Below are 16,227 nucleotides of genomic sequence, written 5' to 3'. Positions count from 1 at the left end.
CGGCGCCGGCATCGAGACCCACATCCTCGCCGCCGAGGGCCTCGCGGCGAGCGATCCCGACGCGGCGCTGGCGCAGCTCGAACGCTCGGCCCCGTCCTGCCGCGCCGCCGCGCGCCTGCGCGCGGCGATCCCGAGGGTCGATCCGCCGCCAGCGCCGCTGCCGGCGCCGCTCGCCGGCCCCGTCGTCGTCCTGGCCCCCGGCGGCGCGGTTCCGGCCGCCCTGGCGCCCCGGCTCGCCGGCGAGGTCCAGGGCCTCGACCCCGACGGCGAGGACGCGGTTCCGGCGCTGAACGCGGCGCGCCGGGTAATCGTCGCCGGGGCCGAGGCGTCGCCGGCACTCCTTCACGCGATCCTCTACGCGCGCGGCCTCGGGCTCTCCGTCCAGCCCGCCGACGCCGGCCTCCCGCCATCCACGGACCCGGCCGACGCGGCGGTCCGCGCCTGGCTGGTCGACCTCGCGCGGGCGGAGACCGGCACCGCCTTCGCGGCCGACCTCGATCCGGACCCGGCGCCCGCGGTCGAACCGGTCGCCGTCCCGGCGCGCGATCCCGCGCCGCGGCCGCATGCCGACGGGGCCGTGACGCTGTTCTCCGGCCCCCTGCCCGACGACCTCGCCCCGGTCGTCGCCGACGCCCTCGCGCGCCACCCGCGCCTGCGCCTCGCGCTCCTCGGGCAGGCGGATCTGCGCGGCGCCTTCGTGGCCGTGCGCGAGCGGGTGCATCCCCTCGGCAGCCTCACGGAGGCCGCCGCCTGCCGGGAGGTCGTGGCGGGCTGCGAGATCGTCCTCGTCCCCGGCCCGACCTCGGGCGCCGACGACCCCGCCGGCTGGCACGCCGCCGCGGACGCCGGCCGGCCCGCCCTGGTCGCCGCGGCGGAAGCCGCGCGGTGGGGCCTGCGCGACGGGATCGACGCCCTGGTGGCGGACGGTCCGGCGGCGTGGCGCGCCGGCCTCGACGCCCTGGCGGGCGACCCTGAGCTGTGCCGGCGGATCGGCGAGACCGCCCGCGCGGCATTGCCGGCCCCCGAACCTGTCATGTCGCGAGCCCGGCCCCGCCCGTCCGGTTCCCGGCCGCGGCTGATGCTCCTCAACGTGTTCGCGCCGCCCCAGACCCTCGGCGGCGCCACCCGGGTGCTGCGCGACAACATCGACGACCTGCTGGCGCGGGCGGGCGACCGCCTCGACCTCATGGTCGTCGCGACCGACCACGGCGCCGACGACGCGCCCTACCGGGTGCGGATCGACGCCTATCGCGGCGTTCCCGTCGCCCGCATCGCCGCCCCGCAGGAGACCCATCGCGACTGGCGCCCGTTCAACCCGGCGATGGCGGCGCCGTTCGCGGCGCTGCTCGACCGGTTCGCGCCGGACCTCGTCCACGCCCATTGCATCCAGCGCCTCACCGGCACGGTGCTGGAGGCGGTGCAGGCCCGCGGCATCCCCTCGGTGGTCACCCTGCACGACGCGTGGTGGATCTCGGACTTCCAGTTCCTCGCCGACGAGGACGGGCGCGTGCCAACCCCCTCGGCCGACACCCTGGCGACGCCCTCGGCACGCACCATCGGCCGGCTGCGCGCGATCGCCCGCCGGCGCGGGCTCGGCCGCCTCCTCGACGGCGCCACGGCGCTGGTCGCGGTGTCCGAATCCTTCGCCGCGACCTACCGGGCCGCCGGCCATCCGCGCACGATCGCGGTGCCGAACGGCGTCCCGCCGCTCGCCCCGGTCGCCCGCTCCCCCCGGAATGCCGGTCCGGTGCGCCTCGGCCATGTCGGCGGGCGCAGCGCCCACAAGGGTGCGACGCTGGTCGAGTCGGTGCTGCGGGCGAACGCCTTCGCCAACCTGTCGCTCACCCTCGTCGATCTCGCGCTCGATCCCGGCACGGTGCGCGAGGAGAGCTGGGGCGCGACCCCGGTGCGGATCGTCGGGCCGGTGCCGGCCGAGGCAGTCGGCGGCCTCTATGCCGGCCTCGACGTGCTGCTCGCCCCCTCGCTGTGGCCGGAGAGCTTCGGCCTCGTCACCCGCGAGGCGCGGGCCGCCGGCCTCTGGGTGGTGGCGAGCGACCGCGGCGCGATCGGCGAGGACATCCGCGAGGGAGTCGACGGCTTCCGCATCGACGTCGCCACCGCCGAGCCCCTGCGGGCGGTGCTGGCCTGCCTCGACGCCGAGCCCGCGCGGTTCCGGACCCCGCCGCCGCCGGAGCAGCCGATGCGGACGGCCGCCGACCAGGGCCGCGACCTCCTGGCCCTGTACGACCGGATCCTCGCCGAGGCGCGCTGACCGCGCATGAGCGAAGCCGATGCCCGCATCGCGAAGCGATCGCCGCGATCCCGCAGGGATCGCCAGAAGCGATCGATCGGGAGCCGTATCACTGCGGCAGCGGCAGCCCGGCGGCGTCCAGCGCGGCCTTCTGGCGGGCGGCGAGGTCGTCGAGGGAGAAGCGGTCGATCTCGGCCTCGAACAGGCGGTGGTAGTTCAGCTCCGAGCGCAGGTGCAGGAACACCGCGCCGAGGCCGACCGCGGCCCGGTCCATGAAAACGAATTCCCGCGGCACCGTGACGGGACCGCGCTCCTTGAGCGCCTTGTGGACCTCGAAGGCCTGCCGGCGGCCGTACTCGCCGGGCTTGACCCCGTCCGCGACCGTGCGGGTGCGGTCCTCGAGCAGCGGCCCGTAGATGAACCGGGCCCAGATGTTGAGCACCTCGATCAGGTCGCGGTTGAGGTTGCGGAAGCCCCAGACCTCGTAGGCGTGGACGACCCGCGCCTCGTCGTTCTCCAGGAGGCCCTTGTAGAGGTCGACCACGCCGCCGACGAAGCGCGGGTGGAAGATCCGGACGCAGCCGTAGTCGAGCAGGTTGATGCCCTGCGCCTCGCCGTCCTCGGAGAACACCGTGTAGTTGCCGAGGTGGGGATCGCCGTGGATCACCGCGGCGCGGCTGAACGGGTGCCACCACGCCTTGAACATCGCCAGCGCCAGCCGGTTGCGGATCTCCTGCGGGCCTTGCGCGAAGGTCAGGATCTTCTCGCCCTCGAGCCAGCCGAGGGTGAGCAGGCGCTTCGTCGACAGGTCGGGATGGACCGAGGGCACCCGCACGAGGCCGACGTCGCGCAGCACCTCGCGGTAGAGCGCGGCGTGCTTCGCCTCGCGGCCGTAATCGAGCTCCTCGCGCACCCGCTCGCCGATCTCCTTGGCGATCTCGCGGGTGTCGATGACCGCGCTCATGCGCCGGTGGAGCGAGAACGCGACCTGGAGCTGCGTCAGGTCGGCTTCCACCGCCGACTGCATGTCGGGGTATTGCAGCTTGCACGCCAGGGCCTCGCCCGACAGGGCGGTGGCGCGGTGGACCTGCCCCAGGGAGGCGGCGGCCGCCGGCCTGAGGTCGAAGCTCCCGAACCGCGTCTGCCAGTCGGTCCCGAGTTCGGCCGCCATGCGGCGCTTGACGAAGGCCGCCCCCATCGGCGGCGCCTCCGATTGCAGCTTCTGCAACTCCTGGGCGTATTCCGGCGGCAGCAGGTCCGGCACGGTGGCGAGGAGCTGGGCGACCTTCATGATCGGCCCCTTGAGGCCGCCGAGCGCCTGGGCGAGGGCGGCGGCGTTCGACAGGTCCTCGCCGCCCTTGCCGCCGAACAGGCGGTTGCCGGCCATGCGGGCCGCGACCCCGCCGACATTGGCGCCGACACGGGCGTAGCGGGCGGCGCGGGCGGAGAAACGGTTGGCTTCGCGATCGGAGGCGGACATGCGGATGCTCGTGAGGGCCGGTCTGCCGACTCAGATAAGCGGCGCGGGCCGCCGTGACAGGGCGACGGGACGGCGCGGCACCCGCACCCTCCTCAGCCTTGCCGCATCGCCGCCCGCAGCACCCGGATCATCTCGGCGACCGCGCCCTCGCGGTCCTCGCCGCGGGAGGCGTAGTCCGCCGAGGCTTCGAGGTGCTCGGCGATGATCTGGAGCGCCGCCTCGCGCACGGCGGCCGAGATCGCGTTCATCTGCTGGATCTCGTCGAGGCAATAGCGGTCCTCGTCGATCATCGCCTGCAAGCCGCGAACCTGCCCCTCGATGCGCTTCAGGCGCTGGAGAAGCGGCTTCTTCTCGTCTGCATTGCGCCTGAGATACAGGCGTCCGTCCGAATACGTGTAGTCCATCGGTCGCGCTTTCCCGCCTTCGCCCGTTCCCTGCCGCTCCGGAGGACGGGAACGTCCCGATGGCCGCAATTCCCCGCGAGGCGCGTATGAGCCTCTCTCTGAGGAAGCTCAACCGATCCTATGCAGAGGCGGTGCCGGTCAAGACCGAATCGCCCGGTCGAGCCCGCGGCTGCAAGCGTGGCCGATGTGCCGACCGGCCGTCGCCGGGCGGGAAGACTGCATCCGGAGCGGGCGCAGGGCCGGAATCCCAACGGCAGCGCCGGAGCCGCGGCGCCGCACGGCGCCGCGGCACGATCCTCACGCGAGGGCGTTGGTGACGGGGGCCTCCGCCATCTGCTCCTTCTGGGCGCCGGAATCGGGCCGGGCCGGGCCGAGCACCGGCTCGTCGCCCAGCGGCTCGAACGCCTCGAAGCGGTACTCGCCCTTGCCGTCGATCGACGGGCCCTGGCTGTAGCGCCCGGGGGTGACCGGGGTGCCGTTGCGCTCGGTGCCCATGAACATGTAGCTGAAGCGCTGCGCCTCCTTCGACTGGTCGAAGCTGTTGGGCACCGGCAGCGACTCCTTGAGCCCGCCGAGATCCTCGATCACCGCCAGCCACTGCTGCTGGTGCATCGTGTCGCGGGCGATGAGGAAGCTCAGCATGTCCTGCATGCCGGGGTCGCGGGTGGCGTTGTAGAGCCGCACCGCCAACGTCCGGCCGGTCGCCTCGGCGGCGACGTTGGCGAACATGTCGCCGACGAGGTTGCCGCTGGCGTAGACGTGCGAGCAGTCGAACGGCACGCCGTCGCAATTGGCCGGGAACGCGGCCATGCCGGTCGACAGGATGTGGCGCTGGAGCATCCCCTCGACGACGTGGCGCGGGCGCTCGCCGCCCATCACCGCCCCGATCACCGGATTGGCCTGCGCGGTCGATTCCTGGAGCGTCGCCGGCGCGTCCTCGAGGTTGAGGGCGACCGCGGTCGCCAGCATCTCGATGTGGCTGATCTCCTCGGTCGCGGTGTTCATCAGCACGTCGCGGTACTTGTTGTCCGGCCCGCGCGCGCCCCAGGCCTGGAAGAAGTACTGCAGGCAGACGCGGATCTCGCCCTCGATGCCGCCGATCGCCTGCTGGAGCTGGCGGGCGAAGAGCGAGTCGGGGTTCTCGACGCGGACCGGGTACTGCAGCCGCTTGTCGTGGTAGTACATCGGGGGGCTCCTGGTCATGGCGCGGGGCCCTGCGCGGCCGTATGCGGCCATGCTCATACTCAGTATGAGTATGTGGCAGGGATACCCGTCCAACGCCGGGGCGGGGGAGCGGTTCGAGCTTGGCCGCCGACCGGGACCGGCGAATTTTTTCGGGCGCCCCCGGATGTTGCGGCGCGAAGCGCCACCTTAAAAGGGCCGCGTTGTCCGTCTTCCCTCGGGTCTGAAGCCGGGCGCGCGCCCACCGCCACCGCCCGCTCCGGCCGGGCGCCTCGCTAGCCGAATGAACCCAGTCCTCATCAAGCTCTTCGCCACCGCGCTGACGCTGAGCCAGGTCACGACCCGGCCCGACGCGATCCGGACGCAGTTCGACCCCGCCACCGACGGCCCGGAGGTGGTGCGGATCCTGCGCGACGGCTGCGCCCACATGCGCAAGGCGTTCGACATCGAGGACATCAACCTCGACGATCTCATCTCCACCGCGATGGAGGATCCGAAGGCGATCGCGGGCGAGTCGAAGATCCTGCACGGGCTCGACATCACCGAGCTGCTGACGAGCTACAAGCAGTTCTGCAAGGGCGAGAGCCCGGCCAACTCGCCCTTCGACGCCCGGGCGGTGATCGAGTTCTATGATCGTGCCGTCGCGGACCTGCCGGACGCGAACGCCCTGAAGACCCTGAAGCTGCCCGGCGTCAGCACGATCCTCGACGGGCGCGGCAACCGCCTCGCCGAGGCCGCCGAGCCGAACGGCCGGCGGGTCACGGTGCCGATCGACACCGTGCCGGCGATGGTCCAGCGCGCCTTCATCGCCGCCGAGGACAAGCGCTTCCTCACCCATCGCGGCCTCGACGAGCGCGGGGTGATCCGCGCCTTCATCGGCAACCTCGCCTCGCCGGGCCGGCCGCAGGGCGGCTCGACCATCACCCAGCAGGTGGTCAAGAACCTCTCGGTCGGCGACGACGTCACCTACGAGCGCAAGATGCGCGAGATGATCGTCGCGGCCCGGGCCGAGCGGATCATGACCAAGCCCGAGATCCTCGGGCTCTACCTCAACGGGATCTATCTCGGCCGCGGCGCCTACGGCATCGAGATGGCGGCGCGGGCGTATTTCGGGAAGTCGGTGCGCGACCTCACGGTCGCCGAGGCGGCCCTGCTCGCCGGGATGCCGAAGGGGCCGAACTACTACAGCCCCGACCGCTACCCCGACCGCGCCCGCGAGCGGCGCGCCTACGTGCTGACCCGGATGAAGGAGGAGGGCGTGATCTCCGAGGCGGAGATGGCGGCCGCCCTCAAGGCCGATCTCGGCCTCGTGCCGATCGAGCGCACGCGGCAGGAGGCCGGGTTCCACTTCGTCGAGCACCTCAACCGCGAGGCGCGCACCCTGGCCGGTCTCGATTCGCTCACCGCCGACGCCTACACCGTGCGCTCGACCCTCAATGCCGGGCTCCAGGAGGCGACCGAGGGCCTCCTCCAGGAGGCGCTGTCGCGCTACGAGGCCTCGACCGGCCGCGCCCGCTTCGAGGGGGCGGAGTTCAACATCGCCGAGTCGGTCAAGCGGTTCGAGGCCGCGGCGCCGGCGCCCGAGCCTGCCCCCGCGATCGGCCCCCCGGCCAAGTCTGCCGAGGTCAAGTCTGCCGAGGCCAAGTCGGCCGGAAAGGCCAAGCCCGTGCCGAAGCCCGCCGGCCCGAAGCCGGCCTGGGCGCGGGCCCTCGAATCGGCCCGCCCGCCGCTCTACGACGTGCACTGGCCGCTCGCGGTGGTGCTCGACACCGGCGGGCGCGGCGGCGCCGCGAAGGTCGGCCTCGCCGACGGCCGCACCGCGAGCCTCAATGCCGGGCAGGCCCGCGGCCGGCTCGTCCCCTACGACGTCGTGCGGGTGTCGCTGCGCGAGGGCAAGGGCGCGCCGCGCGCCGACCTGCGGATCCGGCCGCAGGTCCAGGGCGCCGCCGTGGTGCTGGAGAACCGCACCGGGCGCATCCTGGCGATGGCCGGCGGCTTCTCCTACCCGCTGAGCCAGCTCAACCGGGTGACCCAGAGCGTGCGCCAGCCCGGCTCGACCCTCAAGCCGCTCACCTACCTCGCGGCGCTCAATGCCGGCCTCCAGCCCAACACCCTGGTGATGGACGCCGCCGTGACCCTGCCGCCGATCGGCGGCGTCGGCCAGTCGTGGTCGCCGAAGAACTACGAGGGCGGCGGCTCGGGGCCGACCACCCTGCGGCGGGGCCTCGAACACTCGAAGAACCTCGTGACGGCGCAGCTCCTGCGCGGCGGCATCGCCCCGGCGGCGCCGGCGAGCCTGCAGAAGGTCTGCGACATCGCCCTCGAGGCGCAGATCTACGCCGAGTGCGAGCGCTACTACCCGTTCGTGCTCGGCGCCCAGCCGGTGCGGATGATCGACCTCGCGGCATTCTACGCCGCGATCGCCAACGAGGGCGCCCGCCCCTCGCCCTACGGGCTCGAATCGGTGAGCCGCGGCGAGCGCGAGGTCTACCGCCGGCCCGAGCGGCCGCTGGTTCGGATCGGCTCGGCCGACGGCGTCGCGTTCTACCAGCTCAAGAGCCTGCTCCAGGGGGTGACCCAGCGCGGCACCGCCGCGGCGCTCGGGCGGTTCGCGCCCTACGTGGCGGGCAAGACCGGCACCTCGGAGGACGAGAACGACGCCTGGTTCGCCGGCTTCACCAACGACGTCACCATCGTGGTGTGGTTCGGCTACGACAACGCCGACGGCAAGCGCCGCACCCTCGGGCGCGGCCAGACCGGCGGCAGCCTCGCGGTGCCGGTCTTCGGGCAGATCCTCCAGGCGGCCTGGGCCAACGGGGTGCCCAAGACCCCGCTCGCTCCCCCCTCCCCCGACACCCGCCGCCACATCGCCGACGTGTCGATCGACCTGCGCTCCGGCAGCCCGGTGCCGGGCGGCGGCTTCACCGAGCATTTCCGGCTCCAGCCCGACGGCCGCGTCGCCGACACCCGCTACAGGCTCGTCCCGGCCGAGACCCTCACCGCGATGCGGCGCGGCCCCGAGACCGAGCAGGACGGCGACGCGCTCGCCGACCCGCAGCCCGACGAGGACCGCTACGATCCGTTCGGCGATCTCGGCCGCCAGCTCTTCGGCCGGCCGGATCCGGCCCCGGCGCCGCGCTACGGCGCCGAACAGCCCTCGCCCTACGGCCGGCGGGCCCAGCCGGTCCCGCCGCCGGACCCGGTCTGGCCCGGCGCGCGGGCGCGCTCGCCGTTCGGCGACGACGACGACCCCTGGCGGCGCCCGCGCCGGCGCGACCCCGACTATCCGTTCGGCGACGACCCGACCTACTGAGCGCCGTCCTCGCCTCATGCCCTCAACAGGAATGCCCCGTCCCGTGCGTCTGCCCGCTCCGGTCCGCCTCGCCCTGCCGCTCCTCGCCGTCCTCGCCGGGCCGGCCTCGGCCCAGTACGTCACGAAGGACGTGCCCGCGGTCGCCGGCCTCGCCCCGGCCGCGATCGCGCCGAACACGATCGCGTTCACCGACCACCGCGACACCCCGTCGAGCCCCGAGAGCGGCCTCGTGCCCTTCGCCGAGTGGGGCCGCCGGCAGCCGGAGCAGAAGGCGGCGCTCGCCCCCTATCCGGGCTACGTCGAGCCGGAATACACCCAGACGGTGAACGGGGTGGCGAAGCGCCGGCACGAGGACCTGAAGGTCTACGTCGCCGAGGCCCGCTTCGTGGTGCCGCGCCCGGCCGACCGCATCGACCTCCAGCGCTTCGCCTCGCTCGCCTTCCTCGGCCGCATGGACCCGGCGATCCGGCACAAGGCGCTCGCGCCCGCCGACGCCACGCCGACGAAGGACCCGGCGGCGGCCTTCGCCCGCCGCCCCGACCGGCCGTGGTGCGAGGCGCCGCAGACCCAGTGCATCGAATCGCGCTACGACCTCGAAGGCAAGCTGCCGCTCGGCGTGCGGCTCGCCAACAAGCTCGAGGAGGGCGGCGCGAAGAAGATCGCCGAGTTCGTCTCGTTCCAGAGCGAATTGCGGGTGCTGGCGCCCGACGAGGCCGCCCGCCTCACCGGCCTCACCCGGATCGAGACACCGGTCGCCGGCGCGCTGGAGCAGAACATCTTCTGGGTCAACCAGATCCTGCGCTTCGGCAAGTTCCTGGCGGTGCTCCAGCCGGTGCCGGGCGATGCCGGCCGGACGGTGGTGACCGCCTATATGACGCTCGGCATCAAGGCCGACGTGCTCGACCGCAAGAAGGAATACGAGCGCGTGCCGGTGCTGCGCAACCTGCTGCCGGCGCAGGTGCTGATGGGCAACTCGTCGTTCAACACCGGCACCTCGATCAGCGCCGGCCTGCCGACCTACGCCCGCAACCGCATCGCGGCCTTCGCGGACGCGCTGGCGAAGGAGTAGGATCGAACATCGAGCCCGCGGAGGTCGCGGCGCTCGGGGATCGGGGACGATGCCGCGCATGGCCGAGACGCCGCTGGTCACGATCGAATCCGACGCACGGCTGGTCGTGCTCGCCAGGACGCTCCGGGCGCCGGGTCCGGCGACGGCGTGGGAACAGGGCTTCGCCGACCGGACCGCGTTCGGCGAGACCTGCGTCGGGCGCGCGCTCTATCGCCACCGCTCCGTGTTCCGGAGCGCGTCGGACGCGCCGGTCTGGAGCCATCTCGAACTGACATATTTTCGCGATCTCGTCCCGGCCGACGCGCTCCGCGCCCTCGTCTTCGACCGCCCGCCCGGGGAGCCGGACCTGATGCGGGCGGAGATCCTCGCGACCACGCCGGCCTCCTTCGTGCTGCCGCGCGGCTGGCAGGGCGTGGCGGGCCGGCCGGACCGGCAGGCCTCGCTCGAATATCTCGACGTCGGGCCGGCGCATCTCGGCGCGTATCGCGAGATCATGCGGCGCTCCATCGGTCCCGCCGCGGCACGGCTCGTCGCCGCGGGCCGGTTCGGGACGTTCCGGGCCATGGAGACCCTCGCCGTGCTCCACAGCGACCCGGCGCTGACGACCGGCTGGAACCAGATCCACCTGTGCGAGGTGGAGGCCGAGAGCTTCGAGGGGTTCGGGCAGGCCTTCGACGCCGCGCTTCGTGACATCTCCCCGGATGGCGGCTTCGCGGGCGTCTTCGCCGGCCTCGGCCCGATGCGCACGATTCCGCGCTGGACGTTCAACGACGCGGTCGTGGAGGCGGATGCCGCCCTCGGCCGGCCGGGCCTCAGCGGCCCATGTTGACGATGCTCGGCATCGACGGCTGGGTGTAGAGGCGGTTGACGTCGGGGCGGCGCTGGGTGCCGTTGGTGTCGCTCGAGCGCACGTAGTTGCTGGTGTCGAAGGTGCTGCCGAAGCTGCTGCCGCCGCCCGAGTCCGTGCTCGAACAGGCGGAGAGCAGGCCCAGGAGGGCGGCGGCGAGGAGCGGGAGACGCATGACGGGTCCTTGACCGGATCGGATGCCGTCGTGCTTCGCGGTCCCGGCCGGCGCCGTCAAGGCCGCGGGCGCCTCCCGCCGCGGGCGGTGCGCGGTTCCCGGCCCGCTGTGCCCGGGGGGCCGCGCCGCCGGGGATTGTGTGGAGAGCGCCCCTCCCCCGGCTGGTGCCGTGGCGGGCTTTGCGCGAGAGTGGCGCCGATGAGCAACGTCGTTCCCCTGCGCGCCCGACCGGCGCCCGATGCCGCCGCCCGGGAGACCGCCTCGGTCGTCTGCGACCTCGTGGCGCTCGCCGAGCAGTTGCACGACATCGGCGCCCGCTCCGCCGGCCTCGGCCGGCCGCGCCTCGAAACCGAGCGGACGATCCAGCTCCTCCTCGATGCCGTCACCTCCGTCGAGCGCGCCCTCGACACCATCACGGACGGCGGCGACTACACCCCGTTCTGAGCGCCGGTCTGCTGCGGTTTTTGGACGACGCGGGTCCCGGCCCGCCGGCGAGCGGGGTTCTGCGAAGCCCCTGCGTGGCGGGTCCGTGCGACCGCCGCGGAAGCATCTCGGGGAGGACGGCCGGAACCCGGACGCCCCTTCGCCGGCCCGGCAGGGCGATCCGCCCGGCGGAGCGGGTCGTGTCCGCACCGGGGGCGGGAACGCGACGCGGCCCCGTGATACGGTTTTCGATGGACCGCTCGGCGCTCCCTGCGGGATCGTGGCGATTGCTGTGCAATCGCGTCGCGATGCGGATTTCGTATGAGAACCTGTTTGAGCGATGGTCCATCGTATTTATCGCGCGAAGCACCGCTTTCCCGGACGACTGAAGCGATAGCGGAAGGAGATCCGGGATCCAGACGTCAGATGTGCCGCGAAGCGGCTCAGTCTGATAGCACCGCCGCTGAGTATGGACGCTTCGCGACTTGTTGTGCTGGATCCCGGATCTCCTTCCACTGCGTTCCAGTCGTCCGGGAAAGGGGGGATCTTGTTCTTTAGATCGAGAGTCAAACAGGCTCTGAGTTGCACACCGGCTTTGCCGTCCCTTGCGGACGAAACCGGGCGGTGGTCGTCTGTATCCGTTGCCACGGTCGAAGGCGGCTTTCGCTTTGGCGCGCCTCCCCTCTCCCACTCGGGAGAGGGGATCCCGCGCTCCAAATATCCAATTTGAAATCAGATACTTGGAGCCAAGCTCCATTTAGCCGGCCGACGAAGGACCGGCGCAGCTCCGCGAGGCGCGGCCGGTCCGGCAGCAGGTCGTCGGCGACCGCCGGAGGCTCCACACACCCGAGCGAGGCCGGTTTCCGCATCGCGGAGGCGACGGCACCCGCCTCACGCGAAGGTGAAGTTGGCGGCCGAGAGGGTGCCGGCCTGCACGTTCTGCAGGGTGAGGACGTCGCCGGCGCCGTAGGCGATGACCAGATCGGCCCCCTCCTGCCGGCTCGCCGCCAGCACGCCCGCGAGGTCCGCGAAGGCGCCGTTGTTGAACGCGATCACATCCGCCTCCGGACCACCCGCCGTGAAGTCGGTGACGACGTCCACCCCGTCGCCGGGGCCGAAGCCGAAGATGTCCCAGCCGGCCCCGCCGGTGAGCCTGTCGTCGCCGGCATTGCCGAACAGCAGATCCTGTCCCGCGCCGCCGTCGAGCAGGTCGTCCCCGGCCCCGCCCGAGACGTTGTCGCCGCCATCGCCGCCGAACTGGCGGTCGTCGCCATCCTGGCCGTAGAGCTGGTCGGTGCCGGCGTCGCCCGTGAGATCGTCGTCGCCGGTGCCGCCATACACGAGGTCGTCGCCCCAGCCCCCGTCGACGCGATCGTCGTCGTCGTCGCCGAACAGCAGGTCGTTGCCGGCGCCGCCCTCGACGGTGTCGTTGCCCCATCCGCCCGAGCCGAAATCGTTGCCCGCGCCGGTGCCGACGAAGTCGTCGCCGTCCTGGCCGAGGACGAGGTCGTCGCCGAGGCCGCCGTACAGCGTGTCGTTTCCTCCGGCCCCCGGGATCGTGTCGTCGCCGAGGCCGCCGACCATCGAGTTGGCCTCGTCGTTGCCGTACATCACGTCGTCGCCGTCACCCCCGGTCGCGGTGTCCTGCACCAGCCAGCCCGAGCCGCTGGCGCTGGTGAAGTCGAGCTGGACCACGAGGTCGTTGTAGTCGCGGTCGCCGCCGCCGAACGTGCTCTCCCAGCCCCAGGTGTCGAGGCCGTAGTTCCACAGATGCGTCACCCCGCTGCCGCCGACCGTCTCGTTGGCGGCGGAGAAGCCGTAGAAGTCGTGGCCGCCGCTGGTCAGCCGCATCGCCACGAGGTCGCCCCCGTCGATGCCGGTCAGCTGAAGCTGCTTGTAGTAGCCGTCGCCGGGTCCCGAGATCGCGGTGGTGCCGCTCCCGGTGGCGTAGAGCCGGCCCGTGACCGCGGCGTCGTAGCCGGCCTGACCGGGCGCGAGGCCGTCGATGGTGCCGTCGAGGTCGTCGACCCGGTAGAACGAGGCCGTGACCGCCTCCTCGGTGTTCTGGCGCAGGCGCACCACCGCCCGCTGGCCGTCGGCGTTGCCGGCGGTCCGGGCGACGGCGACGGCGCGGGCGAGGCGGACCCCGCCGTCGCCGGCAGGATCCTTGTAATCGACGAAGCCGAACGGATTGGTCATGGCGGCCTGCGGCGTCGCTGCCGAGCCGCCGCCGAAGGCGACGCCGAGGCTGGCCCCGTCGGCGACGCCGAGGTCGTGCGGGGTACTCTGGCTGGCGCCGTCGAAGAGGCGCACGAGAGCCGGGTCGAAGTCGGCCTGCATCGCCCGCTGGGCGAAGGCGCTGTCCCAGGCGAAGCTGCCGGTGGCGGCGGCCCTGTAGGAGGTCGGGGCACCGGCCACCGAGAGGGCGAAGTTCCGGTCGCTCCGGACGGTCGGCTGGACGAGGAGGTGCTGGGCGGCGCTGCTGGCCGTGAAGGTGGGGTCGAGAACCGCCGGGGCGGTCGACGACATCTGGGCGTGGGCGATGGCGGTGAGCGCGCGGGCGAGGAGCAGGCCGTTGGGGGTGCCGAGGCCGGTGGTCAGGTCGTAGCCCGGCCCGGCCTCGTAGCCGTAGCCCGTGAGGGTGATGGTGTCGTCGCCGGCGGTGACCGGTCCGTCGTAGAGATAGGACGACGTGTTGTTGCCGTAGGTGATGTCGTTGAAGGCCGCCGGGGCGACGGCGGCCGCCTGGTAAAGCAGGTCGTTGGAGAAGCCGAGGTTCGGCAGGCCCTGGTCCGCGAAGATGGTGTTGAACTGCGCCAGCAGTGACGCCCAGAGCGGTGCTGCGGCGCTGGTGCCTTCGTCCCAGCTCAGACCGCTCATGTCTCCCCGCGGCGTGATGAAGAACATGTTGCCGCCGGAATTGGCCGACACGTCCGGCGTGCCCCGGCCCGTCCCGCCGCCGGGATTGACCGATGTCGGCGTGAGACCGAAATCGGTCTGATACGTCGGCACGGGCCGGTTCGTGTCCACGCCACCGTCGCCGGCGGCGATGTCGCTCCCGAGCGCCGGCAGGATGCTGTATCGGCCCTGGTCCTCGCTGACCTGGAGGATGTTCCAGACCGATTCCAGAAGGGCGACCTGGCCGGCATGCTGCGCCGACACCGAGGACGGCAGAATGGACAAGCCCCCGCCGATCAGCCGCCACAACGTCGCGGCGTCTCCCGCTATCGCACGATCATACAGGGACGCGGCCCGGGTCGGATCCTGGAATACCGTGGGGTCGCCCGGTGCGGCTCCCAGCGTCGTCAGCGACGTTCCGCCGACGATGAGCGCATAGGGCGAAGACGAGTTGGTCGCGACATTGGCGAGACCGTTGGCGAAATTCCACGAAGATCCCCAATCGTTTCCCGCGAATGCGACGGAGATGTTGCGCAAGGCCGCGTCCACGAACAGCTCGTCGACGGCGTTGGCGAACGGTGATCCGCGCTTCGACTGCTGGAAGAGCGAGAACGATGACGAGACGACAGAAGGGTTGTTGACCAGATCCCAGAACGCCGCCTGGAACGCCGTGAAGCTGTTCGACTGCGCGTGGTCGTCGAACCCGGAGCCCGCATACAGCCCGATCGTGCTCTGCGGACTGGCCGAAGCGACGACGCCGACGTCGAGCGACCGCTCGAGGGAGTTGCCCCTCGTGTAGCTCTGGCCGCCCTGGTTGCTGACGTAATAGCTCCCCGGCGTCGAGAGGCCGGCCGTCTGCCTGAACTCGTCGAGGAGTTCCTGGAAGCTGTTCGGATCGCCGGCGCTCAGAGCATTGCCGATCCCCGGCTCGACGAGGCCGATCGTCGCGGTCGGAACCGTGCGGTCGCCCAGCGGGAAATTGTAGAACCAGTCGGCGATATCGGCAGCGAAGTTGTTGCTCTCCCGGTAGTCTCCGGAGTTGCTCAGCGGCGACAGCGCGTTGCCGATGCTTTGATGTCCCACTCTCGGTGTGATCTGCGCACCGCCGGACATGTCCGAGAAAGCGGGATACTGGCCCCAGATCGGACCGAGGTCGAACCAGATTCCGGTCGCGCCGATCTCCTCGGGAACCGACAGAGCGCCGTTCCAGTAATAGATCTGCTCGGTCTGCCCGGAACCGCCCGGAACGTCGGCGGTCCCCGTCAGGGCCGGCGTCCCGAACAGCTCCCCGAACTTGGCCGGCGTCACTTGGAGCCAGATCGTGCGCGATTCGGCGGAGGAGACGTAGCCGTCCGTGCCGGAGAGGCCGAGCACCGGGATGTTCATGGCCCGCAGGGCCGCGACCGCGTCGGCGAAGGCGGTGGGATCGGCGCCGTAGGTCGACCACAGCGTGCCGGCCTGGTTCAACGCCTGGAGCGTCTTCTGGCGCGTCGCCCAGTCGCTCTCCAGCAGGGCGGTGGGATCGTTCGCCCGCGGCAGCATCAGCGCGACGTTGATCGTCTGCGTCGCCGGCACCGGCCCCGAGACGAAGTCGTAGGCGTCCGCCACCGTGGTCGCGGTCGTCGTGCCGTTGCTGGTGTAGTCCAGGTATGTCGAGTTGGGCAGTACGACCTGAGCCATGGCGATGTCGCGTCCCTCGGGCTGGTCCGCGCAACCCGGCTGCATCGTGAGGTCCGCCCGCTGTTGCGCGCGAGACGGGCTCAGACATTGCGGCCGATGGATCCTCGGGGTGGATGCAGCGCGCGCCCAGTCGCAGGCGTGCGGCAAGATGGTTAGCGAAGGACTAATGCGATTTTCGATGGATCGCCCGGCGACTGCGTCGCAGTCGCTTTCGCGATGCGGATTTCGGCTTCGCTCCGGCGCCGCGCGGGCTTGTGATACGGTTTTCGGAACTGATCGTCCGAGAATTGTATCAGTTGCTCACCGGCTTCGCCGTCCCTTGCGGATGAAACGGAGCAGCGGCTTTCTGCTCCCGTTGCAGCCATCGAAGACAGTTTTCGTCCTGGCGCGGGTCCCCCTCTCCCGAGTGGGAGAGGGGACAGGGGTGAGGGTGGCTCGGGTTCAGAATCAGGCACCAACGGTTGAGCTGCGCAACTCGACGGTCGGCATTCCATTCTGAAGTGTC

At 71.9% G+C, this 16,227-nt stretch carries 10 protein-coding genes; 5 read left to right on the top strand and 5 right to left on the bottom strand.

Annotated elements, in window-relative coordinates; genetic code table 11:
- Positions 1-2,272: glycosyltransferase family 4 protein (locus tag EOE48_RS30285; protein WP_281292792.1), on the top strand; the 2,272-nt coding region annotated here is incomplete at its 5' end.
- 88 nt (positions 2,273-2,360) lie between these two features.
- Here the strand turns inward: EOE48_RS30285 and EOE48_RS21435 are convergent.
- From EOE48_RS21435 to EOE48_RS21425, 3 genes are all read right to left on the bottom strand, one after another.
- Positions 2,361-3,731, bottom strand: a complete 1,371-nt coding sequence (locus EOE48_RS21435; RefSeq protein WP_127732925.1) for an ABC1 kinase family protein — start codon at positions 3,729-3,731, stop codon at positions 2,361-2,363.
- A gap of 92 nt (positions 3,732-3,823) precedes the next feature.
- Positions 3,824-4,135 carry a metal-sensitive transcriptional regulator gene (locus tag EOE48_RS21430; protein WP_127732924.1) on the bottom strand — a complete coding sequence of 104 codons (312 nt, stop codon included), beginning with the start codon at positions 4,133-4,135 and terminating at the stop codon, positions 3,824-3,826.
- A gap of 297 nt (positions 4,136-4,432) precedes the next feature.
- On the bottom strand, positions 4,433-5,320 hold the full coding sequence (locus EOE48_RS21425) for a manganese catalase family protein (RefSeq protein WP_127732927.1): 888 nt from the start codon (positions 5,318-5,320) through the stop codon (positions 4,433-4,435).
- Positions 5,321-5,600: 280 nt separating this feature from the next.
- Between EOE48_RS21425 and EOE48_RS21420 the strand changes: the two genes are divergently transcribed.
- Genes EOE48_RS21420 through EOE48_RS21410 form a run of 3 tightly spaced genes read left to right on the top strand, consistent with a single transcriptional unit; the run spans position 5,601 to position 10,528 of the window.
- Entirely contained in the window at positions 5,601-8,630 is a 3,030-nt protein-coding gene (locus EOE48_RS21420) for a penicillin-binding protein 1A (RefSeq protein ID WP_127732923.1), read from the top strand.
- A 31-nt stretch (positions 8,631-8,661) separates the two neighbouring features.
- Positions 8,662-9,699: a hypothetical protein gene (locus tag EOE48_RS21415; RefSeq protein ID WP_127732922.1), complete on the top strand. Its 1,038-nt coding sequence runs from the start codon at positions 8,662-8,664 to the stop codon at positions 9,697-9,699.
- 58 nt (positions 9,700-9,757) lie between these two features.
- A complete protein-coding gene (locus tag EOE48_RS21410) occupies positions 9,758-10,528 on the top strand; it encodes a hypothetical protein (RefSeq protein WP_127732921.1) in 771 nt (256 codons plus the stop codon).
- On the opposite strand, the gene EOE48_RS21405 is transcribed toward EOE48_RS21410, so the two are convergent.
- Positions 10,512-10,721, bottom strand: coding sequence for a hypothetical protein (locus EOE48_RS21405; RefSeq protein WP_127732920.1), 210 nt, complete (start codon positions 10,719-10,721; stop codon positions 10,512-10,514). The two genes, EOE48_RS21410 and EOE48_RS21405, sit on opposite strands and share 17 nt — an antisense overlap.
- A gap of 198 nt (positions 10,722-10,919) precedes the next feature.
- Here EOE48_RS21405 and EOE48_RS21400 point away from each other — a divergent pair, with 198 nt between their 5' ends.
- The gene (locus tag EOE48_RS21400; protein WP_127732919.1) at positions 10,920-11,165 is read left to right on the top strand and encodes a hypothetical protein; all 246 of its coding nucleotides are present in this window, start codon (positions 10,920-10,922) and stop codon (positions 11,163-11,165) included.
- Between the two features lie 870 nt (positions 11,166-12,035).
- On the opposite strand, the gene EOE48_RS29995 is transcribed toward EOE48_RS21400, so the two are convergent.
- A complete protein-coding gene (locus EOE48_RS29995; RefSeq protein ID WP_127732918.1) occupies positions 12,036-15,722 on the bottom strand; it encodes a hypothetical protein in 3,687 nt (1,228 codons plus the stop codon).
- Positions 15,723-16,227 lie beyond the last annotated feature (505 nt).

Source organism: Methylobacterium oryzihabitans, from assembly GCF_004004555.2.
In the GTDB taxonomy this organism is placed as follows: Bacteria; Pseudomonadota; Alphaproteobacteria; order Rhizobiales; family Beijerinckiaceae; genus Methylobacterium; species Methylobacterium oryzihabitans.
Note: the sequence above shows the minus strand (reverse complement) of the source record. Positions and strands in the feature narration are given on the sequence as shown.